Origin of the sequence: Sorangium sp. So ce836 (genome assembly GCF_028553905.1) — a bacterium.
GTDB lineage: Bacteria > Myxococcota_A > Polyangia > Polyangiales > Polyangiaceae > Sorangium > Sorangium cellulosum_D.
The window spans coordinates 10,089,376-10,112,882 of record NZ_CP102233.1; the positions used below are offsets into that span (position 1 = coordinate 10,089,376).

At 73.0% G+C, this 23,507-nt stretch carries 16 protein-coding genes; 5 read left to right on the plus strand and 11 right to left on the minus strand.

Annotated features, from left to right (window positions below):
• Positions 1-25 precede the first annotated feature (25 nt).
• The 7 genes from NQZ70_RS36610 to NQZ70_RS36640 all read right to left on the minus strand — a co-directional run bounded on the left by NQZ70_RS36610 (position 26) and on the right by NQZ70_RS36640 (position 11,621).
• The gene (locus NQZ70_RS36610; RefSeq protein WP_129578371.1) at positions 26-1,474 is read right to left on the minus strand and encodes an AgmX/PglI C-terminal domain-containing protein; all 1,449 of its coding nucleotides are present in this window, start codon (positions 1,472-1,474) and stop codon (positions 26-28) included.
• Between the two features lie 190 nt (positions 1,475-1,664).
• Positions 1,665-2,255 (minus strand): hypothetical protein, encoded by a 591-nt coding sequence (locus NQZ70_RS36615; protein ID WP_129578372.1) that lies wholly within the window; start codon positions 2,253-2,255, stop codon positions 1,665-1,667.
• 61 nt (positions 2,256-2,316) lie between these two features.
• The gene (locus NQZ70_RS36620) at positions 2,317-2,565 is read right to left on the minus strand and encodes a hypothetical protein (RefSeq protein ID WP_020738965.1); all 249 of its coding nucleotides are present in this window, start codon (positions 2,563-2,565) and stop codon (positions 2,317-2,319) included.
• A gap of 14 nt (positions 2,566-2,579) precedes the next feature.
• Entirely contained in the window at positions 2,580-3,935 is a 1,356-nt protein-coding gene (locus NQZ70_RS36625; RefSeq protein ID WP_129578373.1) for a lipopolysaccharide assembly protein LapB, read from the minus strand.
• Complete coding sequence (locus NQZ70_RS36630; RefSeq protein WP_129578374.1) at positions 3,932-8,269, minus strand: hypothetical protein; 4,338 nt, start codon at positions 8,267-8,269, stop codon at positions 3,932-3,934. Before NQZ70_RS36630 ends, NQZ70_RS36625 begins: the two co-directional genes overlap by 4 nt.
• Complete coding sequence (locus NQZ70_RS36635; RefSeq protein ID WP_129578375.1) at positions 8,266-10,674, minus strand: tetratricopeptide repeat protein; 2,409 nt, start codon at positions 10,672-10,674, stop codon at positions 8,266-8,268. The genes NQZ70_RS36630 and NQZ70_RS36635 overlap by 4 nt, the downstream gene beginning before the upstream one ends.
• 26 nt (positions 10,675-10,700) lie before the next feature.
• The gene (locus NQZ70_RS36640) at positions 10,701-11,621 is read right to left on the minus strand and encodes a hypothetical protein (protein WP_237244364.1); all 921 of its coding nucleotides are present in this window, start codon (positions 11,619-11,621) and stop codon (positions 10,701-10,703) included.
• Positions 11,622-12,134: 513 nt separating this feature from the next.
• Between NQZ70_RS36640 and NQZ70_RS36645 the strand changes: the two genes are divergently transcribed.
• Together NQZ70_RS36645 and NQZ70_RS36650 are read left to right on the plus strand one after the other, a co-directional pair.
• Positions 12,135-12,752: an RNA polymerase sigma factor gene (locus NQZ70_RS36645; RefSeq protein ID WP_129578376.1), complete on the plus strand. Its 618-nt coding sequence runs from the start codon at positions 12,135-12,137 to the stop codon at positions 12,750-12,752.
• A gap of 19 nt (positions 12,753-12,771) precedes the next feature.
• Positions 12,772-13,749 carry a zf-HC2 domain-containing protein gene (locus NQZ70_RS36650; RefSeq protein ID WP_129578377.1) on the plus strand — a complete coding sequence of 326 codons (978 nt, stop codon included), beginning with the start codon at positions 12,772-12,774 and terminating at the stop codon, positions 13,747-13,749.
• Positions 13,750-13,776: 27 nt separating this feature from the next.
• Here the strand turns inward: NQZ70_RS36650 and NQZ70_RS36655 are convergent, their stop codons facing one another.
• Both NQZ70_RS36655 and NQZ70_RS36660 read right to left on the minus strand, forming a co-directional pair.
• The gene (locus NQZ70_RS36655; protein ID WP_129578378.1) at positions 13,777-14,274 is read right to left on the minus strand and encodes a TIGR02266 family protein; all 498 of its coding nucleotides are present in this window, start codon (positions 14,272-14,274) and stop codon (positions 13,777-13,779) included.
• 129 nt (positions 14,275-14,403) lie between these two features.
• Positions 14,404-17,124, minus strand: a complete 2,721-nt coding sequence (locus NQZ70_RS36660) for a glycosyltransferase family 39 protein (RefSeq protein ID WP_129578379.1) — start codon at positions 17,122-17,124, stop codon at positions 14,404-14,406.
• An 810-nt stretch (positions 17,125-17,934) separates the two neighbouring features.
• Between NQZ70_RS36660 and era the strand changes: the two genes are divergently transcribed.
• Positions 17,935-18,867, plus strand: coding sequence for a GTPase Era (gene era, locus NQZ70_RS36665; protein ID WP_207217584.1), 933 nt, complete (start codon positions 17,935-17,937; stop codon positions 18,865-18,867).
• Positions 18,864-20,651, plus strand: coding sequence for a ribosome biogenesis GTPase Der (gene der, locus NQZ70_RS36670; RefSeq protein WP_129578380.1), 1,788 nt, complete (start codon positions 18,864-18,866; stop codon positions 20,649-20,651). Before era ends, der begins: the two co-directional genes overlap by 4 nt.
• Positions 20,652-20,771: 120 nt before the next feature.
• Here the strand turns inward: der and NQZ70_RS36675 are convergent, their stop codons facing one another.
• Both NQZ70_RS36675 and NQZ70_RS36680 read right to left on the minus strand, forming a co-directional pair.
• Entirely contained in the window at positions 20,772-21,998 is a 1,227-nt protein-coding gene (locus NQZ70_RS36675; protein ID WP_237244365.1) for an ArsA-related P-loop ATPase, read from the minus strand.
• A 125-nt stretch (positions 21,999-22,123) separates the two neighbouring features.
• Positions 22,124-22,666: a hypothetical protein gene (locus NQZ70_RS36680; RefSeq protein WP_237244366.1), complete on the minus strand. Its 543-nt coding sequence runs from the start codon at positions 22,664-22,666 to the stop codon at positions 22,124-22,126.
• Between the two features lie 71 nt (positions 22,667-22,737).
• Here NQZ70_RS36680 and NQZ70_RS36685 point away from each other — a divergent pair, with 71 nt between their 5' ends.
• Positions 22,738-23,472 (plus strand): tyrosine-protein phosphatase, encoded by a 735-nt coding sequence (locus tag NQZ70_RS36685; RefSeq protein WP_129578382.1) that lies wholly within the window; start codon positions 22,738-22,740, stop codon positions 23,470-23,472.
• Positions 23,473-23,507: the final 35 nt, after the last annotated feature.

Below are 23,507 nucleotides of genomic sequence, written 5' to 3' on the forward strand. Positions count from 1 at the left end.
TCCACGAATCTGGGTGGCGTCGGGCCTATTGGCTCACGAAGGTGACAGGAATCACAACCGTCGCGCCGCCGCCCTCGGGCGGCGCGAACTGCGCGCTCTGGACGCGCGCGACCACGCAGGAGACCACGGTCCCGGACAGGCCGGAGCCGCCGGAGGGGGTCGCCGAGAGCACCTCGCCGTTCGGGCCGATCTTCGCGGTGATCCGGACCGACCCCTTCATGCTCGGGTCCTCCTGAAGCCCCTTATTGTAGCAACGACGGAACCCAGCGGTCATCCCTGCCACGACGGAAGGCGCGTTCGAGACGCTCCCGCCGGAGACCGCGGCCCCGCCCACCTGGGCGTTGCCGACCGGTCCCTTGACCTGCTGCGCCGAACCGGCGGTCGCCGGACCGCTGGTCCCTGTGTTGCCGATGGTCGCGAGGCCGCCGCCGCCGGCGGCGCCAGGTCGCACGGTGCCCCCACCGGCGCCCCCCATGTTCAATCCCGCCACACCCCCCTTTCCGACGCCGGACCCGGAGGCGGCCGCGTTTTCGAGGAGGCCCGTCGGCACATCGCCGGAGCTCAGGACGCTGGCTGTGGCGTTTCCGCTCGAGTTGAGCGCGCCCAGCATCTGCATGTCGAGCTGCGCGAGCTCGTTGGTGAGCGCCGAGGCGCGAGCGTCGCTCATCCCGCCGGAGCCCTTCCCCGCGCTGGCAGCCGCGCCCTTGTTCCCGCCCCCGCTCGCGGCCTTGGGCGCCTCGGCGGTCGGCGCCGCCGTCGCGGCCGGCGCCTCGACGTTCTCCTTCGGCTGCTCGACCACCGGCGGCGGGGGCAGCTGCTTCACGGACTCGAGCAGCGCCGCGACGTCGACCTCATCGTCGACGACCGGATCCATCCAGTCGGAGTAGATCGACCCGACGGCGCCGAAATGGAACAGGAACGAGAACGCGGCGATGATCGTGGTCGTCCAGTCGATGTCGTTCGCAATCCCCGACTTCACCGAGACGGGCAGCTGCGGCTTGGGCTGCACCGGCGGCGGCGCGACGAACTGGAACAGGAACGTCGTCTCCCCCACGACGATCTTGCCGCGCGCCTCCTCGCTGAGCTGGACCTGATAGGCCTGGGCATTGCCCACGGTCACGCGCTTGGCAGACGACTTGAGCGCAGAGAGCTCCGAGACGCCGGCCTTGAAGGCGACCCGGCCGGTCATCCCGTCCAGGAAATTGAGGAAGTACTCGCCGCCCACGAGCTCGAACAGCCGAAAGCTCGGCGGGATGCTCTTGCTCGGGATGACGAACATGCTCTTTTCGCTGGGCCCGATGCTGACGTGGGTGCGCTGCTTGATGACGCGCTCCTCGATCACCTTTCCCCCCTGGACCAGGCCGATCCTGAGGACCTTCGGGCCGGTCACCGGTGCGACCGCCCGCATGACCGCGGTCATCTGCCCGGGCTGGCCGGGGCGCGACGGGGTGGGGTGCGGGTGCTGCTGGGTCATTCCAAAGGGCTCCGGGAGAGAGGGGACGACGCAGGGGCCGACGCCGGTCGCGCGCGGCGGGCGGAGCCGCGCCCGAGGGCCCGGCGGGCCCCGGGCCTGGATCCGCGGAAGGAGCGCTGCGCAGCGGAGGGCACCACAGCCCGCGAGGGTACACGGACAGCTGGGGGCGGTCCAGGAGAGCGCGCCGCGCTCAGGGGGGCGCGCGCCGCGCTCGCCGCGGTGATGCGCGAGGCGCGCGCGGAGCTCCGGCAGCGCCGTCGAGCGGGCCCAATGCGACGCCGACGAGCGCGTCGACGGCCTCGCGCGTCCGCGAGGCGGCGGCGCGGCCGGCGCGCCCGGCCGCCGCGGACGCGATCGCGCCGGCGGCGCCCGCGACCAGGGCGAGCGCGATGGCCGAGGGCCCGGCCTGCGCGAGGAAAGAGAGCGTGGCGAGGAGCAGCGCGGCGAGCGCCGAGAGGCGCGCCGCCGCGCGCGGCCACCCCGCGCCCGCGTCGAGCCGCTGCTCGAGCTCGGCGAGGAGGTCGTTCGCCGCCGCGATCTTCGCGCGCGGGTCCGCGGCGGACATGACCTCGAGCGCGAGCCGGCGCTCCCAGCTCTCCGGCGGCGACCGCCTCGCCAGCTCGGAGAGCCGCGCCTCGGCGGGCAGCGCGCGGAGCGAGCGCGCGAGCGCCGTCAGGTCGCCGCCCGTCGCGCGCGCGACCTGCGCCGGGTGCTTCCATGAGATCGCGGCGCAGGCGCCGCTCGCCGCGATCGACAGCGCGATGAAGAGCGCGGCGGACACGCCGCCGCCTAGCGCCCGCGATGCGCGCCCGGAAATCCGGCGAGATCTCCGGCCCGAGGCACTAGAACGGCTCCTTGAAGATCGCCTGCTCGATGCGGTCCAGGAAGGGCTGGCGCAGCTCGGCGAGCGTGAGCTTCGGCTGGATCCGGCTGACGTCGACGGCCGCGATGGGCTTCTGGATGCGGCCGGTGATCGTCACCTCGGCGAGCGTGATGACCCCGCGCTGCTTGCCCTTCTCCTGCGCGCTGGCGCGCTCGCCGTGGCAGAGGATCGCGAGCAGGACCGAACCCAGCGCAAGTGCCTTGTACATGCTCATGGTCTCCCTCACGTGTCGGTCGCGGCGTCGGCGACGCCCCCGTCCGCCTCGGCGGCAGGCGGAGCCGCGGGCTGCGCCGCGGCCGCAGCCGCGTTGAGCTCGCCCTCCTTGAGCTTGGCGCGGTTCAGGAGCTCCTCCGAGTCGTCGCGCTGGCCCTTGTTGCGCAGCTCCTGGAACCGCGTGAGCGATTTGATCGCCTCCGCCACCTGCTGCTTGGGCGTCATGCCGGGGACGCTCGGGGCGAACAGGTACAGCAGGCCGAGGTCGTAGTGGACCTGGGGCAGGTTCGGGTTCCGGGCGAGCACCCAGTCGAACTCGCGCTTCGCTTCGGCGTAGCGCTCGAGCAGGCGGTAGGCGTCCCCGAGGTTCAGGTGCGCGGCCACGTGCTCGGCGTCGAAGCGGACGGCGCCCTCGAGGAGGGGCAGCGCCTCCTGGGCGTTGCCCGCCTCGAGCAGGTAGGTCGCAAGCTGCACCCGCGCCTCGACGAGATCGGGGCGGCGCATCACCGCCTTGCGGAACTCCTCCAGCGCCGCGGCGCGCTGCCCCTGCTCCCGGTAGATCAGGCCGCGGAGCAGCAGCGCCTCGGCGTTGTCCCTGTCGCGCGGCGGGTTCTCGCTGACCGGCTCGAACCCGTCCAGGATCGCCTGGAGCGCGTACAGCGCGAGATCGAGGCGCCGGTTCCTGTAGTGATCGCGGGCGATGATGACCATCGCCGGCCGGTAGTCCGGGTTGATCTTCAGCGCCTCCTGCGCGAGCCGCTGGGCCGAGCCGGTGTCCCGCTGGAGCGACTTGATCTCCGCGAGCGTCGCCGCGACGGCCGCCGACTTCGGCATCTGGCCGCGCTTCTCGTTGAGGAGCCGCTCCGCCTCGCCGAGCTGACCCTTCCGGGCGAGGAGCATCGCGTACGCGACGATGGCCGGCTCGTAGTCGGGCACGAGCGTGAACGCCTGGCGGTAGCTCGCGCCGGCGCCCTCGTCGCGGAGCCGCTCCTGCACCACGCCGAGCGAGTAGAAGGCCTGGTGGGCGCGCGGATCGGCCTGCGTCGCCTGCGTGAACTGCGCCTTCGCGCTCGCGAGGTCGCCGTTCGCGAACGCCTGCAGGCCGCCCTGGTAGATGGTCGCCGCGCGGGCGTTCATGGCCACCGGCGCCCCCGGGGCAGGCTGGTCGTACGGCCGCATCGAGCTCGGCGCGTCGTTCATGCCGTACGGCGCCTGGACGGGCGGGGCCGCGCCAGCAGGGCCGGTCACGGGGCGGGTGGGCGCCTTGGGCGGCGGCGTCGCCTCCTCACCGCAGGACGCGAGGGCGAACGGCGACACGACCGCGAGCAGGCTGACGAAGAGGGTGATGGAGAGGCGGCGCTTCATGGCACGACCGGCAGGGGCAGGGGGAGGCCGTCGGGGGCGAGCGGCGGAGTCATGCCGGGCCGCGTCCGGAGGAAGATGCCATCCTTGTACTCGAACGGACGCTTCGTCTCGGGATCGATGATCCCCTGGCTCCACTCGCGGAGCTTGGCGTCGCCGAGGATGTCCGTGAAGAACGCGAGCCGCTGGATCGCATAGTCCACCGCCGGATTCCGCACCTTCCACGCCTTCGCCCAGACGACGGACTCGACATAGAACTTGACCATCGCCTTGTCGGCGTCGTTGAGGAGCCGCTCGCGCGCCGCGCGCCACTGCTCGCGGCGGTTCTGCCGGAGCGCGTCGGCCGTCTCCTGGAGATCCTCGCGATCGCTCGTCTCGGCGAGCTTGAGCAGCTTCTCTTCCTTGTCCGTGTAGAGCCGGAGGCCCGGCGGGCGGGCGTTGTACAGGCCCGTGCGGCACGAGTCGTAAAGCGAGCCCTGCCGCGCGCGCGCGGCGACCGACCACGGCCGCGACTCGTACGCGGTGATGACCTCCTGGAGCTCCTTCCAGTACCGATCGTTGGCCTTGGCGATGTCGGCCTCGAAGGCCCGCTTCACCTGATCGATGACCCCCTCGTAGCGGTGGTGCCCCGTGTCGTAGTCGAACTCGGCCTTGATGCGGTCCTCGATGGCCTTGTAGGCGCACTCCGCCGCCATGTCGGCCTGCACCGACCCGAGGGCCTTCTTGTCGCCGGCCGCCGAGCTCCGGAACGACGTGAACGACGTCATGGTGTTCTTGCACCACTCCCGCGCCTTCGGATCGCCGGCGGCGCCGCGCATCTTGGACGCGTGGTAGGCCGCCTGGACGACATACCCGCTCGCGGCCGGGTTGTTCTTGTTGGCCGCGTAATAGGCCTCCATCGACTGCATGGCCTTGGTGCGCGCGGCGCGGTTCGGGCCCTCGTCGGGCCCCTGCTCGTCCCAGGCCTTCAGGTCCGCCGACGCGACGAGGAAGTCGATGTCGGCCTTCTGCTCGGGGGGCGGGTTCAGGCTCATGAAGGTGGCGCGCGAGGCCGTCATCTTGTCGCGCTCACCGATGTTCGCGTAGAGCAGGACCGAGTTCCGGGCCGCGTCCCGGCGCGCCGCCTGCTCGAACCGCGTGTTGCGAGCGATGGTGTCGTAGGTCTCGGCCGCGCTGCGGTAGTTGAAGAAGAGGACGTACGCGGCGGAGAGCGCGTCGTAGGCTTGCTTCAGGTACTTCACCCGCTCGGCGTAGCGCTTCGGATCGGGGTTCTTCGGCGGGTTCGCCCCCGGGTCGCCCTTCTCGAGCTTCGCCAGGTTCTCCTCGTTTCCGTACTCCTTGATGAACAGGGAGTACATCGCGATGGCCTGGTCGTAGTCGCCCACCTGCTTGTAGCAGTAGGCGCCGTTCATGGCGGCCTCCGGCGCCTCGTCGCGGGCCGGCGCCTTCTCGAGCGCGACCTTGTAGAGCGCCGCGGCCTCGCGCCAGGCGGCGACGCGCGCCGGGCCGTCCGGCATCTTCTCGGCCTTCTCGAAGGCGCGGGCCGCGTCGAGGTAGTAGCCGCGGGAGATCGTCGGCCGGGCGATGTCGCCCTCCTTCAGCTTCTGCTCCTCGCTGACGGCGCAGCTCCGCGTGAGCGCCGCCTCGGCCAGCTTGCGGCTCTGCTCGACGTTGTTCTCGAGGTTCGACATCGTCGTGAGACGCTCCCACGCCTTGTAGCCGAACTCGGTCTTGCCGCACTGCGCGTCGTAGATGGGCTCGAGCCGCCTGCGCGCCTCGGCGAACTGGCCGTAAAGGAAGTAGTAGTCCGCCGCCTGGAACGCGTAGAGATCGATGTTCTTCGGGGCGTCGAGCGCGGGGGGTACGCGCTGGATGTACTCGTCCCGCGCGGCGACGGCCGCCTGGACCTCCGGGGGCAGCGGCTCGGTGACGACGCGCTGCTCGTCGCCCTCGCCGACGATCTTGACCTTCTCCCGCGGCTCGAGCCCCTCGGCGCCCTTCGTCCGCTGGAAGAGCTTGTGCCTATCGAGGAGCGCCTGGTGGGCGGTGTCGACCACCATGTACGCCGCGGGCTGCAGGTACTTGTCGTCCTCGTTCGAGTCGCGCACGCTGACCGCAGAGCTCCTCGCCAGCTCGACCTCCTGCCGCGTGGGCGAGCGATCCATGGCCACCGTGATCACGACGACCATGTGGTGCGCGTCGGCCAGCCAGTACCGGCTCTCGTACGCGTCCGGGGCGTTCTCGTCCTGGGCCAGGTAGCCGGCCCACCCCTGCGCGGCGAGGCGATACTCGCCGAGCGCCCGCTCGAAGATCGGGTCGCGCGTCTCCTTCTCGTCGATCGTCAGCGCCTGCTGCACGAGGGCGCTGCCCGCGTTCGTGTGATCGGCGGCGGCCCGGCGGAGCCCGCCGCGCACGAGCCGCTCGGCGGTCTGGATCGCCTCGGGATCGTCCTTGTTGGCCTCGACCCACGGCGTCATCCCGACGTACTGGGCGAGCTTCGTCCGCGCCTCGAGCGCCTTGGCCGAGTTCATCGCCCGCTCGGCCGTGCCCTCGCGCGACTGCGACGTGAGCGTGTCGTAGATGTCCGCGATCTGGTTCTGGATCACGGGCGCGTCGCGGTGCATCGGCCACTTCTGCAGGATGATCTCGCTCACCTCGATCGTGTTCCGATACTGGTTGAGCTCTTTGAACTCCAGCGCGAGCGCCTTGTAGATCTCGACCGTCCACTTCTGATCCTGCGGGATCAGCTTGGGATCCTGGACGCGCTCGATCGCGATCCGCATCTTCTGCTCGGCCATGCGCGGGTCGGTCTCGATGTCGAGGACGTCGTTCCGCGGGATGTAGGGCTCCTCCGGCCCGGGGCCGACGAAGTCGAGGTACGTGAGCGAGCCGGCGATGTAGGTGTACGCCTCCGCCCGGAAATCCGCGCCAGGATCGCCCGTGAGCTTCTCCTGCTCGTCGGTGTAGCGGAGCAGCTCGATGAACTGGCGTACCGAGGTCTCGTAGCGCTGCTGCTTGAAGTACGTCCAGGCGAGCTTGTACATCGCGACGCCGTGGACAGGCGGCTTCTTGTACTGGATCGACTGACGGTACGCCGACCCCGCCCTGTTGTAGTTGAACGGGCCGCCGGCGCGGTCGATCTCGTTGAAGTGGTAGTCGCCGATCTGCCACCAGACCTCGGCGACGTAACGGGGCTCGGCGCCGAGCGCCGTCTTCTGCGGGATCGGCTGGCAATCGTCGGGGTAGGGATCGATGTAGCCCGTCTCGTCCTCGACGACGGGGGCCTTGCCCCGCGCGGGCCTGCGGGCGGGCTGGGCCGCCCGGCCCGGCGTGGGGCCGATGGGCGTCGGGTGGCGCGCCTCCCAGCCGGTCCAGTAGTCGGCGTCGTGGTCCTGCGGGAGCTTGCCGATGGTGTCGCGCGTCGGGTCCTTCGGGTCGGGCGCGACGGGGTACGGGTACTTGTTGTGGCAGACGAGCGAGCGCCACACCTGCTGCGCCTCGGGGAACCGCACCGAGTCGTTCAGCGCGTGGCCGAGGTAGTAATAGATGCCGGCGAGCTCGCGGTACTGCGGGAACTCGTGGATGACGCGCTTGTAAAGCGCGATGGCCGGGAGCAGCGCGACGCTGAGATCCTCGCTCGCGTCGGAGTCGGTGCGCGCGCGCTCCTCATAGAGCGCGGCCAGGCGGAACATCGCGTCGGGCGTGTTCTCGGGGTGAGCGTTCGGGCCGCTGTAGCGCTGGACGAACGCCTCGAGCCTACGGATCGCCTCTTCCCGGGCGTCGCGGAGGCCCTTCCGCTCCGTCTCGATCTCCCGGTCGAGCGACGAGAGGATGCGCCGGCGCCTGTCCTCGTAGTGGTGCTGCACGATGCGGGTGATGGCGCTCCGGTAGTCGCGGGCCGCCTTCTCGTAGGCGGCCGCTTCCTTCTCGAGCGCCGCGAGCGCGGCGAGCTGGGCGGGCGTCGGAGGAGGCGGCGGCGGCGCCTGCTTGCGCCCGACGGACATCGGCGGCGCGAAGGGTTGCACCGGCGGCAAGCCCGCCGGCGCAGGGGCGGCTCCGGTCTGCGGAGCCGGCGCGGCGGCCCCCGGCGCGGCGGTCGTCGGCGCGGGCGTGGCGGAGGCCGCCGGCGCGGGCGCGGGCTGGGAGAGCGCGAGGGGCGCGACCGCCAGCACCAGGGCGAGGCTGGCCACCCCGAGCGCGCCGCGCGGGCGACGGCGCCTCGTCCTCACGACGTCGCCGAGCGGGCCGCGCGCCCCCGCCGGTCCGAGGATCTGCGCCCCTCGGCGCGACGCATCAGCGATCTGCGGCGCGCTCGCGCCGCCCTGCTCGTTGCTCACTTCTCATCCTCCGGATCGCCGCTGTCGTCGAGGACCTCGTTGAGCTCCTCCTTGAGGACCCGATCCTCACGGGCGCGCTCGACCTGCAGGCTGCGAACACGCGTCATCTGCTCCTCGCGGACCTCCCAGGCTTCCTCGGTGATGCCGACGTCGGCGCGCAGGATGATGTTCTTCAGCCGGTCGCGGACGAGGCCGAAGTTCCGCATCGCGACCTCGCCGACGACGAGGCGCGCCTCCCGGTCGAGCGCGTCGAGCTGCACCGAGTAGTGCACGACGCTCGCCGTCTCCCGGCTGACGATCTGCCGGAGGCCCGAGGACTTCTGCGCGACCTCGCCCTCGATCTCGCGGAGCGCCGCCTCGACCCTCGCGTCCGCCGCATCGCCGGACCGGAGCAACGGCGTGATCCGCTGCGCGTACGCCGCGAGATCCGCGCCGCCGGCGCCCGCCGCGGCCAGCTCGACCTCCCGCGTCAGGGCGTCGCGGTGGGCCTTGCGCGTCTGCGCGTCCTCGATGAAGCGCTGATCGCCGAAGCCGACCTGGACCCGGCCCGCGCTCACCTGCTTTCGGAGCACGTCCGCCTGCTGGCGGTAGAGCGCGAGGTCGCGCTCGTTCTGCGCGAGCTCGTGCTCGAAGCGGGCGATGCTCGCGGGATCCCGGACGACGCCGGCGTGCGGCCCCTCGCGGAGCAGCCGCCGGAGCCCGTTGATCGTCGCCTGCAGCGAGTCCATCTGCAGCGTCAGCTGCTGGAGGCGCTGCGACTGGGTGTTCCACTGCTTGAGCGCCTGCGCCTCCCGGTCCTGGAAATCGGCGTCGGTGACGGGCACCCGCGAGAGGCGCTTCTCGAGCGCGCGGCGCCGCGCGCGCGCGCTGCCGATCTCGCCCGAGAGCGGATCGTCCTCCACGTCGTCCATGCCCTGGCCGAGCGCGAGGCGCGCCAGCGCGACCCGGTTGAGCAGCGCGAGCGCCTTCTCCTCGCCCGCCTTGAGCTCCGGGAACGCGCGCACCCGGTTGGGCGAGCTGAGCACGGCGTTCAGCTTTTCGATCAGCTCGTTCGACTGCTTGATCAGCTCGCGGCAGTAGTGGATGTCGTCGATGACCGCGAACGCGGCCGGGCCGTCCTCGGCCTCGCGCGCCCACTGGACCGCGAGCGGCGGGAGCGAGGCGTTCGTGTCGAGCGCCTCGAGCTGCTCCTGGCTCAGCTTGTCGTAGTAGACGGCGGGATCGCTCGTCGAGCCGAGGAAGGCGTCCACGCGCGCGCGCATCGGGTCGTAGGTGGCGCGCACCCCCTCGTACACCTTCAGCGCCTTCTCGAACCGGCCGGCGCGCAGCATCAGGTCGCCGCGGAGCAGCGAGCCGTCGGCGATGTTCTGGCTGTCCGGCTCGGCGATGGCGAGGATCTCGAGCGATCGCTGGGCGCGATCCACGTCGCCCAGACGGACGTACACCCAGGCGAGCTCGTAGAGCATGGTCCCGAACTCGGGCGAGACGCGATCGATGTGGCCGTACGCCTGCACGGCCTGGGCCCACTGGTCGGCCTCGTAGAAGAGCCGCCCGATCGCGAGCCACGCGAGATCGATGACGCGCCGGTGCTCCGGGGTGTCGGCCGGCAGCTGCGTCACCCTCTGGAACAGGTCGATCGCGGCGACGTAGCGGGTCTTGGGCACCGCCGGGGGCACGTCGCCCTCCTTGAGCGGCTCCGGCGGGGGCGTCGCCTCCTTCACCGCGATCAGGCCGAGCAGGTATCTCGCCTGGTGGAAGTACTCGCTCCGCGGGTCGACCGCGCCGAGCGCCGCCTTCGCGCCGGCGAGGTCCCTCTTCACGTAGAGGCCCTTGCCGCGCGCGTACGAGAGGGCGCTCCCCGCCGCGGAGGACGGGACGTTGTTCATCGAGGCGAAGACGGCGTCGAGGGCGTCGTAGTCCTTGATCCGGAGGCAGATGTCCACGAGCCGGCCGAGCGCCTTCTCCTGGTAGGCGGCGAAGCGCGGCTCGGCGCCGCTCGCGACGATCCGCTGGAACACCCGGCGGGCCGAGAGGTACTGCTTCGAGCGGAAGTACGTCTCGCCGAGCAGGTTGAGCGCGTCCGGGAAGGCCGTCGGATGGTCGGGGTACTTCTCGACCACCTGGTTCAGCACGTTGGCCGCGCGCTCGTAGTCCCTGGACCCCATCAGCAGGACGGCGTCCGCGATGCGCTGCTCCGGGGTGCGCTGCTCGCCGCGGGACTTCTGGATCGCCGACTGGATGGCGCCCAGCCCGGACGAGACGCTGCTGATCTGCTGCGAGGCGCTCGTGTAGGCGCGCTCGCTGTCTAGGGCCCACGCGTCGGCAGGGGCCGCGGTCGTGGCCGCGCCGAGCAGGAGCAGGCCAAGCAAGGCAGGGGTAACCCGCGATCCGGAGTCCCAGGTCATGGCGACTTGTCCTAACGAGCTCGAACCTACTTGCCACCAGCGGCGGCGGCCGGCTGCCCGGAAGCGTCCGAGAGGCCGCTCACAATCTTCTCGACGAAACGGACCGCCGGGCGCTCTTCGAGCGGGGTCGTGACGCCCCCCTTCTCGAAGGCGACCGCCTGGAGGTTGATCGTCTTGCCCTCGACCGCCGTGAAGGAATGGCTGGAGCGCACCTCGAAGCGGTAGCCGCGCAGGTACGAGAACACCCCGTAGCCGTTGCCCTGCAGGTTCACGAGCACCTGGAGGGTGTGATCCCCCGGCGGGACCGAGCCGTTGAAGATCGGGATCTCGGTCTGCTCCGCCAGGGCGCCCGACTGATCGGTCTTGTTGTACTGGACGGCGCCATCCAGGACGATCAGCACGCGGGTCACGCGGAACGCGCTCGACAGCTCGTTGTTGAACCGGATCGAGGCGCGCGAGCCGGCGCCGCCGCCGGAGAGGATCGTGTCGCTGAGGAGCGAGAGCCGCGTATGGCTGCGGCGGATCTGCTCCTTGAGCTCGTCGATGCGCTGCTCCAGATCGCGCAGCCGCACCGCGTACGTCGGGCCATCCATCGCCGGGGCGGCGGCGCCCGCGGCCGGCGCCGCCGTCGCGCCGGGCGATGCGGCCGGCGCCGGCGCCGCCGTCGTGCCGGGCGATGCGGCGGCGCCCGCGGCCGGCGCCGCCGTGGTGCCGGGCGATGCGGCGGCGCCCGCGGCCGGCGCCGCCGTGGTGCCGGGCGATGCAGCCGCGGCGCCCGTCGCGGGGGCGGCCTGCGCTGCGTTCGCGGGCGCCGAGGCGGCCGGCGCCACCGAGGCGGCAGGAGCGGCGGCCTTGCCCGACGCGGCGCCCGGGCTCTGCGCGAAGGCCGGCACGGCCATCAAGAACGAGGCCCCCACCCCCACAGCCAGCATCCTGATAAGTCGCATCGAAAGGTAACCTCGTGGTTTTACCCTCGTCAGCAGAGGGGGGCGACCTCACGCCCGGTGCCGGCGAGTCTAGTGGCGGCTGGCTTCGGAGCGCAACGACCTGGGCAGCTTCCGCTCTCCCGGCGCAGCGCCCCGCCGCTGGCGGCGCGACGGCGGCGCGGACCATGCAAAAAAAGTGCAGAAACGTGCAGAGGAAAACGTGCTGCCGCCTTCCCCCAGCGCGCGCCCGCGGCGTCCTCAGCCGGCCGACGGTGCGCTGCCACGAGGGCGCCGCGGGGCAGAACGCGGGCGCGCCTCCCGACGCCAGCGGCCCTCCCATCGACGCGGGCGAAGGGGGCTCGCTCGCTCGGGGGCGGATCCGCTAAGGTGCGCTTGTGTCAGGGGAAGGAGAGCGCCTCAGATCTTCGAGCCACGCCGCGCGTCCGATCCGACGTCGCGGTCGTCGCCACGAACACCCCCCCGATCGGGCCGCCGAAGGAGCGCCGCAGAGGCTCGGCCGCTCCGGGAGCTAGGATGGTCCCGATTTCTCGAGAGGAGGTCACCGACGAAGCCCTGATGATGCGTTTTCAGGGCGGCGACCGCGCGGCGTTTGCCGGGCTCGTCCGGCGGCACAAGACGCCCATCTACAACTTCATCCTGCGGCAGGTCCGCGGGCCTGCGGTCGCCGAGGATCTGGTGCAGGATGTGTTCGTGAAGATCGTGCAGAGCGCCTCCGACTTCAAGCACGAGGCGAGGTTCACCACGTGGGCCTACGCCATCGCGCGCAACGTCTGCATCGACCACCTGCGCAAGATGTCGCTCCGGCGCCACCCGTCGCTCGACCAGGGCTCCGGCGACGGCGACGGCCCCACGCTCGGCGAGCGGACCGCGGACCCGGCGCCCCAGGCCGCGGTGGACCGCGTCGCGATCGGGGCCGAGATGGGGCAGCTCATCGTCCGCGCCGTGGAGGGCCTCCCGCACGAGCAGCGGGAGGTCTTCCTGCTCCGGGAGATCGGGCACGTGCCCTTCAAGGACATCGCCCAGATCGTGGGGGTGCCCGAGAACACGGTGAAGAGCCGGATGCGCTACGCCCTGGAGCGGCTCCAGGAGGCCCTCTCGGAGTACGAGGATTACGCGAGGGCGCTGCGCTAGCGCGCCGGAAGAGCTGTCTATGGACTGCGAGAAGTTCGACCAGCACGTGATGGACGCGCTCTACGACGAGCTCGACGAGCTGACGCATGCGGCCATGAAGCGCCACATGGACAGCTGCGCCCGGTGCGCCTCGGCGTTCTCGGGGCTGCGCGCGGCCCGCGACGCCGGTCCGCTGCCGCTCGAGGAGCCGAGCGAGGAGCTCGAGGCGCGGATCCTCGAGGCGGTCGAGGTCGCGCAGAAGAAGACGCCGTTCCGGCGCAAGGCGCTCCGCGCGCTGGCCTGGGCCGGCAGCCACGCGATGCGGCCGCAGCTGGCGATGGCGGCGCTCTTCGTGCTCGTCATCGGCTCGAGCCTGCTGCTGCTGCGCCCGAAGACGGGCGTGGCCCCCGTGCGGGTCACCGAGTGGGGCCAGCCTGCGTCGGATCATCAGGAGCCGCCCAGCGTCCCCGCGCCGACCGCCCTGGCCGCGCCGGCGGACGAGGGCGACGGCCGGCGCATGGCCGAGGCCAAGGCGAGCGAGCCGCCCAGGCCGACGGCGGAGGCGGCGAAGGAGAAGAGCGCGCGCGGGGCAGCGGCCCCCGAGGACGGCGCGAGGCAGGCGCTCCGGGACGCGCAGGCGCTGCAACGGACGTCGGGCTGCGCGGCCGCCGTCGGCAAGCTCGACGAGGTCGGCGCGCAGTACCCGGGCACGCCGGCCGCGCACGCGGCGATGTGGGAGGCCGCGCGGTGTTACCAGGCGGCCGGGGAGACGGGCAAGGCGCGGGAGCTGCTGCTCGCGCTCCGCTCCGCGAAGGGCTACGGCGACCGCGCCGAGCAGATGCTCGCGGGCCTCGAGGCGAACGCCGCGCGCTCGCAGGCGCAGAACGCGGTCCCGATGGCCGCCTCCCCCGCGCCGGCATCGGCGGCGCGGCCCGCCGCGAAGCCCGCGGCGCCGCCGCGCGCCGACGAGCAGGGGCCCGCGCAGGCGGCACCTCCCGACGCCGTGATGGGGCGCTGACGGCCGCGGGCGCGCGCCGGCGCCGCGTCAGTTCGATTTCACCGGCGCGTCGCGGATGTAGGCGATCGTCCTGATCGTGTCGACGATGCGCTCGCGATCGTCGGGCGTGAGATCGACGAAGCGGATCCCCATGCCCGGGTTCGGGTTGTCGTGGAGGGGGCGCACCTCGTTGACCCACTGCACCGTCCCCTCGAGCACGTACGAGCCCCCGGACCCCGGGGGCGAGAAGCGGAGCGTGAGCCGCGTGCCGATCGAGAGCGGCTGCGTCGTGCGGACGAAGATGCCCATCTCCGAGATGTTGGTGATGGAGGCGTAGAGGAACGTGTCATCCGTCTCGCAGTCCACGAGCCAGGTGACGTCGAGGCGCTCGGACGAGCGTCGGTTGAGCGAATCCGGGGGGAGCTCGCACTCGGCATCCTCGACGGCATGGCCGGCGTCCCCGTAAGCGCCGTTCTGCGCGGGGGTGGCCGACGAACCGCCAGGCGTGTCGGGCGGATGGTTCGAGTCACCACGGCCCCCGGTCATGTTTCTGCGACTAGCCGCTTTCCGCACGCGCGTCGAGGGCGCTCGACGACGAGGACCGCGCGTGGGTCGCCCGGCGCACAGGAGGACGCGCGCGCCGCGGCATGCGTCGGGAATCCCACAACCGGCGGCTCACCGCACGCGGATGACGCCGCCGCGGATGCGGTTCTCGTGTTCAGGTCCGCGGGTCACCTCGAAGCGCGTATCCCCGGCAAAGAAGCCGAAGTAGAGCGCGTAGTCGCCCGGGGTGAAGTTGGGCTCGAGCTTTAGCTCGTGGTCGTCGACGATGACGTCGCCCGGTTGCCACAGGCTCATCGGGTAGCGCCCCTCGATCACGGCGTGGTCGCCGTTGTAACGGCGCTGAAACCCATCGATGTGAACGAACATCTTCCAGTTGCCGGTGATCGGCCGGTGCACCCGGAAGAAGGTCCGCAGGTGGTAGATCTTCTGCGGGACCACGCTCGAGGCCTGCTGGCCCTCGTCGTCGGTCAGCTCCCAGCCGAGCACCTCCAGCTCATCGTCGAACATCGCGTCGAGCGGGTTCGCGGGAGCGACGGGCTCGTCGAGCACGACACGGCCGAGCCAGCTCTCGTTCGGCTGGCCGCCGAGCTCGTTCGACGCGAGGAGGATCTGGCTCGATCGGCCGTCGAGCACGGGCAGGTTGCGCCGGTGGTGCTTGCGGAAGAGGCTGTTCAACCTGGGCAGCTCGTCGGATTTGACGACGAGCCAGCGGCGAGCGCCGGGAGCGGCGGCGCTGTCGGCGGCGCCCTCCGCGGCGGGCGCGGTGAGCCAGGCGAACGCCTGCGGGGCGTCGTTGAACGACGCGACCTCGCCGCCCTGGTAGTAGGCCGCCGCGCGGCTCCGGACGCCGAGCATCGCGAGCGGCTCGCCGGGCTTGCGCAGCGACGCGTACGACTCGAAGACCTCCTTCGGGGAGAGCTGGGCCGCGAGCGCGGGGTAGTACCAGAAGCTCAGCGCGAAGCCGGCGACGAGGCCGGCGAGCGGCGTGCCGAGGGCGCGGGGCACGGAGGCGCGCGCGACGACGAAGCGGAACGCGTCGCGCACCGCGATGAGCACAACGGGCCCGACCGCGAGCAGCAAGGGCAGCGCCCACCACGCGTTCATCCCGTAGGTGGCGAGGTGGTTCGGCATCCGCGCGACGGTCCCCCATCCGATGCGCTTGCCGACGAAGATCATCGCGCCGACGCCGACGAGCGCCGCCTCGAGGACGATCAGCAGGAAGAGCAGGTTGCCGCCCCAGATGCGCGCGAGCTCCGCGGCGCCGGCGTGGACGTCGCGCTCGAGGCGGCGCGCCCACGCCTTGAGGCCGCGGTCGATCTCGCGGGGCTGCTCCTCGAACCAGGTGAGCGCCACGAGGCCCGCGAACGCGATCAGGACGAGGCGCATCACCGAGGCCGCCTCTTCCTCGAAGCTCTTCGGGAACACCGGCTTGTCGACGGAGAAGACGCTGAGGGCCCGGTCCGGCGAGAGGACGAGGTCGCGGTACAGGACGAAGGCGAGCACGGAGCAGCCGACGGCGAGCGCCCGCGAGGAGGGGGCGCCGCGCTCGAGATCGCGGACGGCGAGCGCGGCGATCGCGGCGAGGAGCGCGGGGCCGCTGAACGGGAGCGCCCCGGCGTGCGGCGCGAGCAGCGCGAAGGCGCCGTAGGCGAGCGCCGACGTGACGACGAGGGCGATCCGGACGCCGGCCTCGCGATCGAGGCCCGCCGCGGCCCCTCGCGCCGCGGTCGGCGCGCGGAAGAGCCGGCCGACGGCGAACGGCAGGAAGGCGCTCCACGGAAAGAGCGCGTGCCCGAGCTGGCGCAGCGTGAGATCGAACGTGGACTCGACCGGCGGCTTCTTGAGGAGCGCGACGCCGAGGGCGCGCGGGAGCGGCGCGTCGGCGCTCGCGCTCGCGAGCACGAGGAGGCCCTTCGCCGCCGCGGCGACGCCGAGCAGGAGCGCGGCGCCGCCCACGAGATCGCCGAGCGTGGGCCGCGGGCGCTCCGGCGCGGGCCAGGCGCCGGACGTGCGCAGCACGATCCACGTCAGGCCGGCGCCGAGCGCGGGGACGGCGACCCCGATCAGCAGGCCGCGGCTGAGGTATCCGGCGGCGAGGCCGAGGAGCCCCACCGCGATCCACGCGGCCGGCGCGAGCAGGGCGCCGCGCTGCGCCCTTCGCCCGCCCTCGAGCAGGGCGCCGGTCAGCCCGCAGAACGCCATCGTGAGCGCCGCCATGGTGACGATGTCGCCGAGCATGGTGCGGGCCTGCATCACGTAGAGCGGCATCGTGACGAGCACGGCGACGCCGTACAGGCCGGCCTTGCGGTCGACGAGGCGGGCGAGGAACTCGTAGAGCACGAGCGCGCCGGCGAGCCCCCACAGCGCGAGCGGGAGGCGCCCGGCCCAGTCGTGCAGGCCGAGCAGCCGGAAGCCGAGCGCCATCGAGGTGAACCCGAGCTCGCCCATGCCGAGGTCGGTCAGGGTCGGCAGCTGCCCGGCGGGCTCGGCGAGATCCACGCCTTCCACGCCGCGCGCCGCGTGGAAGACGTGGATGGCGATGCGGCGGGCGAGGTCGGCCCGGTCGAGCTCGTAGGGGTCCCAGATCCCGCTCTTGCCGAGGAGGGGCAGCAGCGCGAGGGCCGCGAGCGCGAGGGCCGCGAGCCGCGCGGGGCCGCCGCGCAAGTCGCCGTCGACCGCGCCCGCGCGGCCCGCGGCCGGTGCGCCGCCGGCCTCGGCCGAGCGGTCGTCGCGCGGCCTCCCCTCGTCATGGGACGGGGCTCCGGTCGCGTGCGGGTCGGGGGCGGCGGGCGGGGCTCCGCTTCGTGGATCCCCTCGGTGGGCGCTCGACATGCGAGGCATCCCCTTACCGCCTTCGCGCGCGCTTGACCACGGATCGTAGGGAAGCGTTTGTAGCCCCCCTGGGCGTCTGCTATCGCGCGCGGCGTGGTGAAAGGCCGTCCCCCGAGCGCGCCCCAGGGCGCGAGAACGCGCCCGCAGGCGCCGAAGCCCTCCCAGGCCGCCGCTGGCCCCCGTCCTGCCAGGAACGGCGGCCGCCGCGTCGGCCGCCCGGGAGCATCGTCCGGCGACGATCCCCGAACGGGCGACGCGGCGATCCCGCGAGCGCGCCCGCCCCGACGCGAAGACGAGGCGCCCCCCGACGACAGGTCGCGTCGCGCGAGCCATCGGGGCGGCGCCGAGCGCGCTGCCAGGCGAGGCGAGGCGGACCGGGGCGGCGCCGAGCGCGCTGCCAGGCGAGGCGAGGCGGACCGGGGCGGCGCCGAGCGCGCTGCCGGGCGAGGCGAGGCGGACCGGGGCGGCGCCGAGCGCGCTGCCAAGGCGGGGGGTGCGGAGCGGGGCGGCGCCGAGCGCGCTGGCAGGCGAGGCGCGGCGGACCGGGGCGGCGCCGAGCGCGCTGCCAAGGCAGGGGATGCGGAGCGGGGCGCCAGGAAGAACCGCGGCGCCGCGGCGCGCTCCTCCAGCGCAGCCCGCGGCCAGGCGGGGCGCGAGCCTCGCCCCGAGGGCGAAGCGAAGGGTCGACCGCTCCCGGAGCGCGCGGCGGGCGCGCTCGGCGGCGGGCAGCAGCAGCGAAGGAAGCGCGCCGAGCCGAGGCGGAGCGAGGAGGCCGACGCGTCTCTCGATCTGCCGCGGCGATCCGGGCGCGTGGCCCTGGTGGGGCGGCCGAACGTGGGGAAGTCGACGCTGCTCAACGCGGCGCTCGGCCACCCGCTCGCGATCGTCTCGCCGACGCCGCAGACGACGCGCGACGCGATCCTCGGGGTCGTGCACCACGGCCCGGCGGAGATCGCGCTGCTCGACACGCCCGGGCTGCACCGGCCGCGCACCGAGCTCGGGCGCGTGATGAACCAGGCGGCGCGCGAGGCGGCGCGGAGCGCCGACGTCATCGTCTTCGTGACCGAAGCCCCGGATCCTGCGCGCCTCCCGCGGCGCGCGACGGAAGGCGAGGACGGCCCGCCGTTCGCGCCGCACCCGGGCGACCTCACGCTGCTCGCGGACCTCGGGAGCGAGTCGCCGGTGGTGTTCGTCCTCAACAAGGTCGACCGGGTGCGGGACAAGGCGCGGCTCTTGCCGCTCCTCGACGCGTTCGCGAAGATCCGGGAGTTCGCGGCGATCGTCCCCATCTCGGCGCTGCGCGAGGACGGCGTCCAGCGCGTGCTGGACGAGGTGGCGAAGCTGTGCCCCGAGCGGGCCTGGGGCTTCGCGCCCGATGAGCTCACCGACAGGCCCACGCGCTTCTTCGCCGCCGAGTACGTGCGCGAGCAGATCCTCCGCGCGACGAAGGCCGAGGTGCCGCACGCCAGCGCCGTGCAGATCGAGCGCTACGTCGAGCCGACGGGCGACGGCGCGCTGCACATCGACGCGACGATCCATGTGGAGCGGCCCGGGCAGAAGAAGATCTTGATCGGCGCCGGCGCGGAGCAGCTCAAGCGGATCGGCACGGAGGCCCGGCTCCGGATCGAGGAGCTCGTCGGCCGGCAGGTGAACCTCAAGCTCTGGGTGCGGGTGACGCCGGAGTGGCGCGAGTCGCTCCAGAGGCTGGAAGAGCTCGGTTACAACAAGGGAGAGACCTCGTGAGCGCGGCGAAACCAGCTCTTTCCAAGGGGACCAGGCGCGGCCAGGCCGCCGCCGCCGGCGGTGGCCGGGCGACGAAGACGGGCGTTCGCCCCGAGAAGAGGGGCGGCGTCGCTCCCAGGGAGGGCGCTGCCGCCTCCGGCAAGAGCGCGGTCGCCTCCAGAAAGAGCGCGCCCGGCAAGGCCGCTGCGGCGCCCGGCAAGGCCGCCGCGCCCCGCAAGGCCGCTGCCGTGCCCCGCAAGGCCGCTGCCGTGCCCCGCAAGGCCGCTGCCGCATCCGGCAAGGCCGCAGCGGGCGCGAAGAAGGGCAGCGGCTCGGGGCTGAGCAAGGGGCGCAATGCCTTCGAGCAGAGCAGCCACGATCCGACGGAGGACAGGGACGAGCTCGCGGCGGAGCTCGCCGACGAGGCCCTCGCGGCCGCCGAGGACGCCGCGGCCGGCGCGCCTGCCCCGCCGCCCTCGGCCGGGATCGTGGCGCTGGTCGGGCGGCCCAACACCGGCAAGAGCACGCTGTTCAACCGGCTGGTCGGCAAGCGCGTCGCTATCGTGCACGACGAGCCCGGGGTGACCCGCGATCGCCACTACGGCGACGTCACCTCGCGGGGACGGCGCTTCACGCTCGTCGACACGGGCGGGTTCGACCCCGAGAGCGACGACCCCATGCGGCAGGGGATCAAGCGGCAGATCGATCTCGCCATCGCCGAGGCCGACGTGATCGTGTGCGTGCTCGACGCCGTGACGCCGGTCACGCCGTCCGAGCACGCCGAGCTCGGCCTCCTGCGCCGCGCGGGCAAGCCCGTGATCTACGTCGCCAACAAGGCGGACTCGCCGCGCGCCGAGGCCGAGGCGGCGGAGCTGTACCGCCTCGGGATGGATCGGCTCATCCCGATCAGCGCCCTCCACGGCCGCGGCATCTCGGATCTGGAGATGGCCATCGAGGCCGCGCTCCCCAAGGAGCCCGCGGCGCCCGAGGAGTCGGCCGAGGGGGCGCTCCGCATCGCCATCGTCGGGCGCCCGAACGCGGGGAAGTCGTCGCTCGTCAACCGCGTCGCGGGAGAGGAGCGGATGCTCGTCGACGCGCAGCCGGGTACGACGCGCGATCCGATCGACACCCTGGCCGAGCGCGACGGCAAGCGGTTCTTGCTCATCGACACGGCCGGCATCCGGCGCAAGTCGAAGGTGACGAAGGAGGACAGCGCCGTCGAGGCGGTCAGCGTGATGCACGCGATCCGCGCGATGGAGCGGGCCGAGGTCGTGCTCCTGCTCTGCGACGCCGCCGAGGGCGTGGCCGAGCAGGACGCGAAGATCCTCGGCCTCGCGGTCGACCGGGGGTGCGGCATCGTGATCGGCCTGAACAAGATCGATCTCCTCGACCGGAAGGCGCTCGCGAAGGCGGAGCAGGACGCCCGCGACAAGCTCGCGTTCGTGCCGTGGGCGCCGATCGTGCACGTGAGCGCGCGCAGCGGGCGCGGCGTGGCGAAGCTCCTCGAGACGGTGGGCCAGGTGGCCGACGCCTACCGGAAGCGCGTGCCCACCGGGGAGCTCAACCGCTTCTTCGAGCAGATCCTCCTCACGCACCCGCCTCCCACGCACGGCGGGCGCGCGCCCCGGCTGTTCTTCGTCACGCAGGCCGAGACGTCGCCGCCGCTGTTCGTCGTCGTCGCGAGCGACCCCGAGAAGCTCCACTTCAGCTACCGGCGCTACGTGTCGAACCAGCTCCGGCAGGCGTTCGGTCTCGAGGGCGTGCCGGTCCGGGTGAAGTACAAGGAGCGCCGCCGCCGCAGCTAGCCATCGCCGCAGGGCCGCGGGCGGCGCGGGCGTCCGCGCCGCCGCCGCGGCACGTGCGCGCCGACCGCGGCGTGCGCTGCCGCACCGCAGCACGCGCCGCACCTCGATGGAAGCGGCCGGCTACCCCGCCGCCCCGGGCAGCGGCGCCAGCACGTCGGCGATCCTCGCGAGGCCGGCCACGTCGTAGATGTCGTACGGGAACGCCGGCACGTCGACGCGGACGCTGCCGCCGGTCTGCTCGTCTTCCAGCGCCGCCTCGAGGGCGATCAGGTTCAGCTGATCGAGCTTGCCCATGCGGGTCTCGTCCTCGGCGGCCTGCAGCAGGCGCGCCGCCGCGCCGGGGCCGAGCGCGAGGTCGCTCCCGTCGAGCGCGGCGGCGATCTCGGCGGCGCCGGGGAGGGCGCCGTACACCGGGTGGACCCGGTTCACGACGAACGCGTCGCGCCGCATGTCCTGCTCGCGCAGGCGATCGGCGAAGAACAGCACCTCGCGCACGCAGAGCGGATCGGGCGTCGTGACGAGCACGTAGGCCACGTCGGGGCCGCGCAGCGCCGACGCCACCGCGTCCGCCCGCTGCTTCCAGCCGCCGAAGACCGCGTTCATCTCGCTGATGAACGCCGCGATCTGCTCGAGGAAGCCGCTGCCGGTCAGCTTGCCGATGCCGCGCAGCACCGCCGCGGTCGACCGCGCCAGCAGGTTGAGCGACAGCTTGCCGGAGCTCTGGAAGGCCTGCACGAACCAGCGCGTCGCCGCGCTGTCGATGGCGCCGACGAGCCGCTCGGGCGCGTCGAGGAAATCCAGCGCGTTCGCCGTGGGCGGCGTGTCGAGCAGGACGAGGTCGTAGCTCGGGTCGCTCCTCACGGCGTAGAGCTTCTCCATCGCCATGTACTCCTGCGTGCCCGCGAGCGACGTGGAGATGTACTTGTAGAGGACGTTGCCGAGGATCCGGTCGCGCTGCTCGGGCGACGGGGCGAGCGAGGCGACGAGGCTGTCGAACGTCGACTTCGTGTCGAGCATCATCACCGTCATCGAGCCGGGCACGTCGATCCCCGCCCTGGCGAACCGGGCCGGCTCGATCGTCTGCGCCTCGGTCTTCATCTCCTCGAGCCCGAGGCTCTGGGAGAGGCGGCGCGCCGGGTCGATCGTCAGGCACAGCACGCGCTTGCCCCGGCGAGCCGCGGCGAGGCCGAGCGCCGCGGTGGTGGTCGTCTTGCCGACGCCGCCGCAGCCGACGCAGAGGATCACCCTGCGGGAGGCGAGCAGCGGGGCCAGGCCGGCGTCGTCCGCCCGGAGGGGTGCGTGGGCGGCGGGCGGGGTGTTTCGAGGGGGTGCGAGCGGGCCGGGCATGGCGCGCGACCTGAGGTCGCGGCCCCTTGTAGCACGAACCGGGGGGGCGCGAGCGCTCGTCCGGCCGCGCGGCGAGCGCTCCGGCTGCGGCCGGACGACCGCTCGGCCCGCGGTGAACGCAGCGCTCAGGCTGCGGCGCGGAGGATGCGCAGGCACCCGGCGGCGGCCCGGGCGATGGAGGCGCCGCGCTCCGCCGTGCCGCCGCGGCCGCAGAGCAGCACCTCCCCGCCCGCCACGGCGAGGCTCTGCACCTCGACCTCCGCGGTGAGCGCGGCGATGCGCGAGCCGACCGCGGCGCTCTGGACGGCGTCCGGGTTGGCGAGGAGCGGGGCGTACGCGGCGAGCTCCTCGCACGCGGGCCACGCGCCCGCCCCGGCGACCAGGCAGCCGCTGTCGTCCACGAGGACCACGACGTCCAGGTTCGCCTCCGAGCGCGTCGTCGAGAGCTGATAGTGCAGCGCGGTGATCGGGTCGTCGCTGCGGCGGCGCCGCCGCTCGGAGGCGGGAGCCCCCTCCCCGGCGGCCGCCGCGTCCCCCTCGGCCGAGAGCGCGCCTCGGCCTTCGGGCCGCTCCGCGCGGCTCCCCTGCTGGTCGCCGCGCTGGCCCCCTGCACCGCCATTCGACCCGGGCTCCTGCACAAGCTGCTGGTTCGATAACGAGAGCGACACGAACACCTCCTCCACGCGAAGGATGGTCGCAGCGCACGAGGGCGGCCAACTTTGCTAAGTTCGAGCGCACGATGCGCGGCTTCATCGATCTCCACTGCCACTGGGTCGCCGGCATCGACGACGGCGCCCGCACCGTCGAGGAGAGCTTCGCCCTCCTCACCGCGCTCCGCGGCGCCGGGTTCGACACCGTGGTGGCCACGCCGCACATGCGCCCCGGGATGTTCGACAACACCCGGCAGAGCCTCCGCGCCGCCTACGACGCGACGTGCGCCGCGCTGCGCCGCGCCGACGACGCGCGCGGCCTGCCCGCGCTCGACCTCTCGTCGGAGCACTTCTTCGATGACATCGTCTTCCAGCGCCTCCTCGACGGCAGCGCCCTCCCCTACCCTGGCGGCCGCGCGGCGCTCGTCGAGCTCCCGACCCGGAGCTTCCCCGTCCGCGTCGCCGAGCGGCTCTTCGACCTCAGCCGCCGCAAGCTCCGCCCCGTCATCGCCCACCCGGAGCGCTACGAGCCCGTCTTCGACGACTGCTCCTCGCTGGATCCGCTCCTCGACGCCGGCGCCGTCCTCCTCCTCGACGTCGCGGCCCTCACCGGCAAGTACGGGCGCACCCCCCGCCGCGCCGCGGAGCAGCTGCTCGAGGAGGGCTACTACTACGCCGCGTGCAGCGACGCCCACGCCGAAAGGGACGTCGCCGACGTCCGCGGCGGCATCGACGCCCTCTTCGCCAGGGTCGGCGAGGAGGAAGCGACCTTCATGCTCATCGACGGCCCGCGCGCGATCCTCGAGGGCACCGTCGACCCCTGACGCGCGCGGCCCCGCTCCCTCGGCGGCGCGGGACC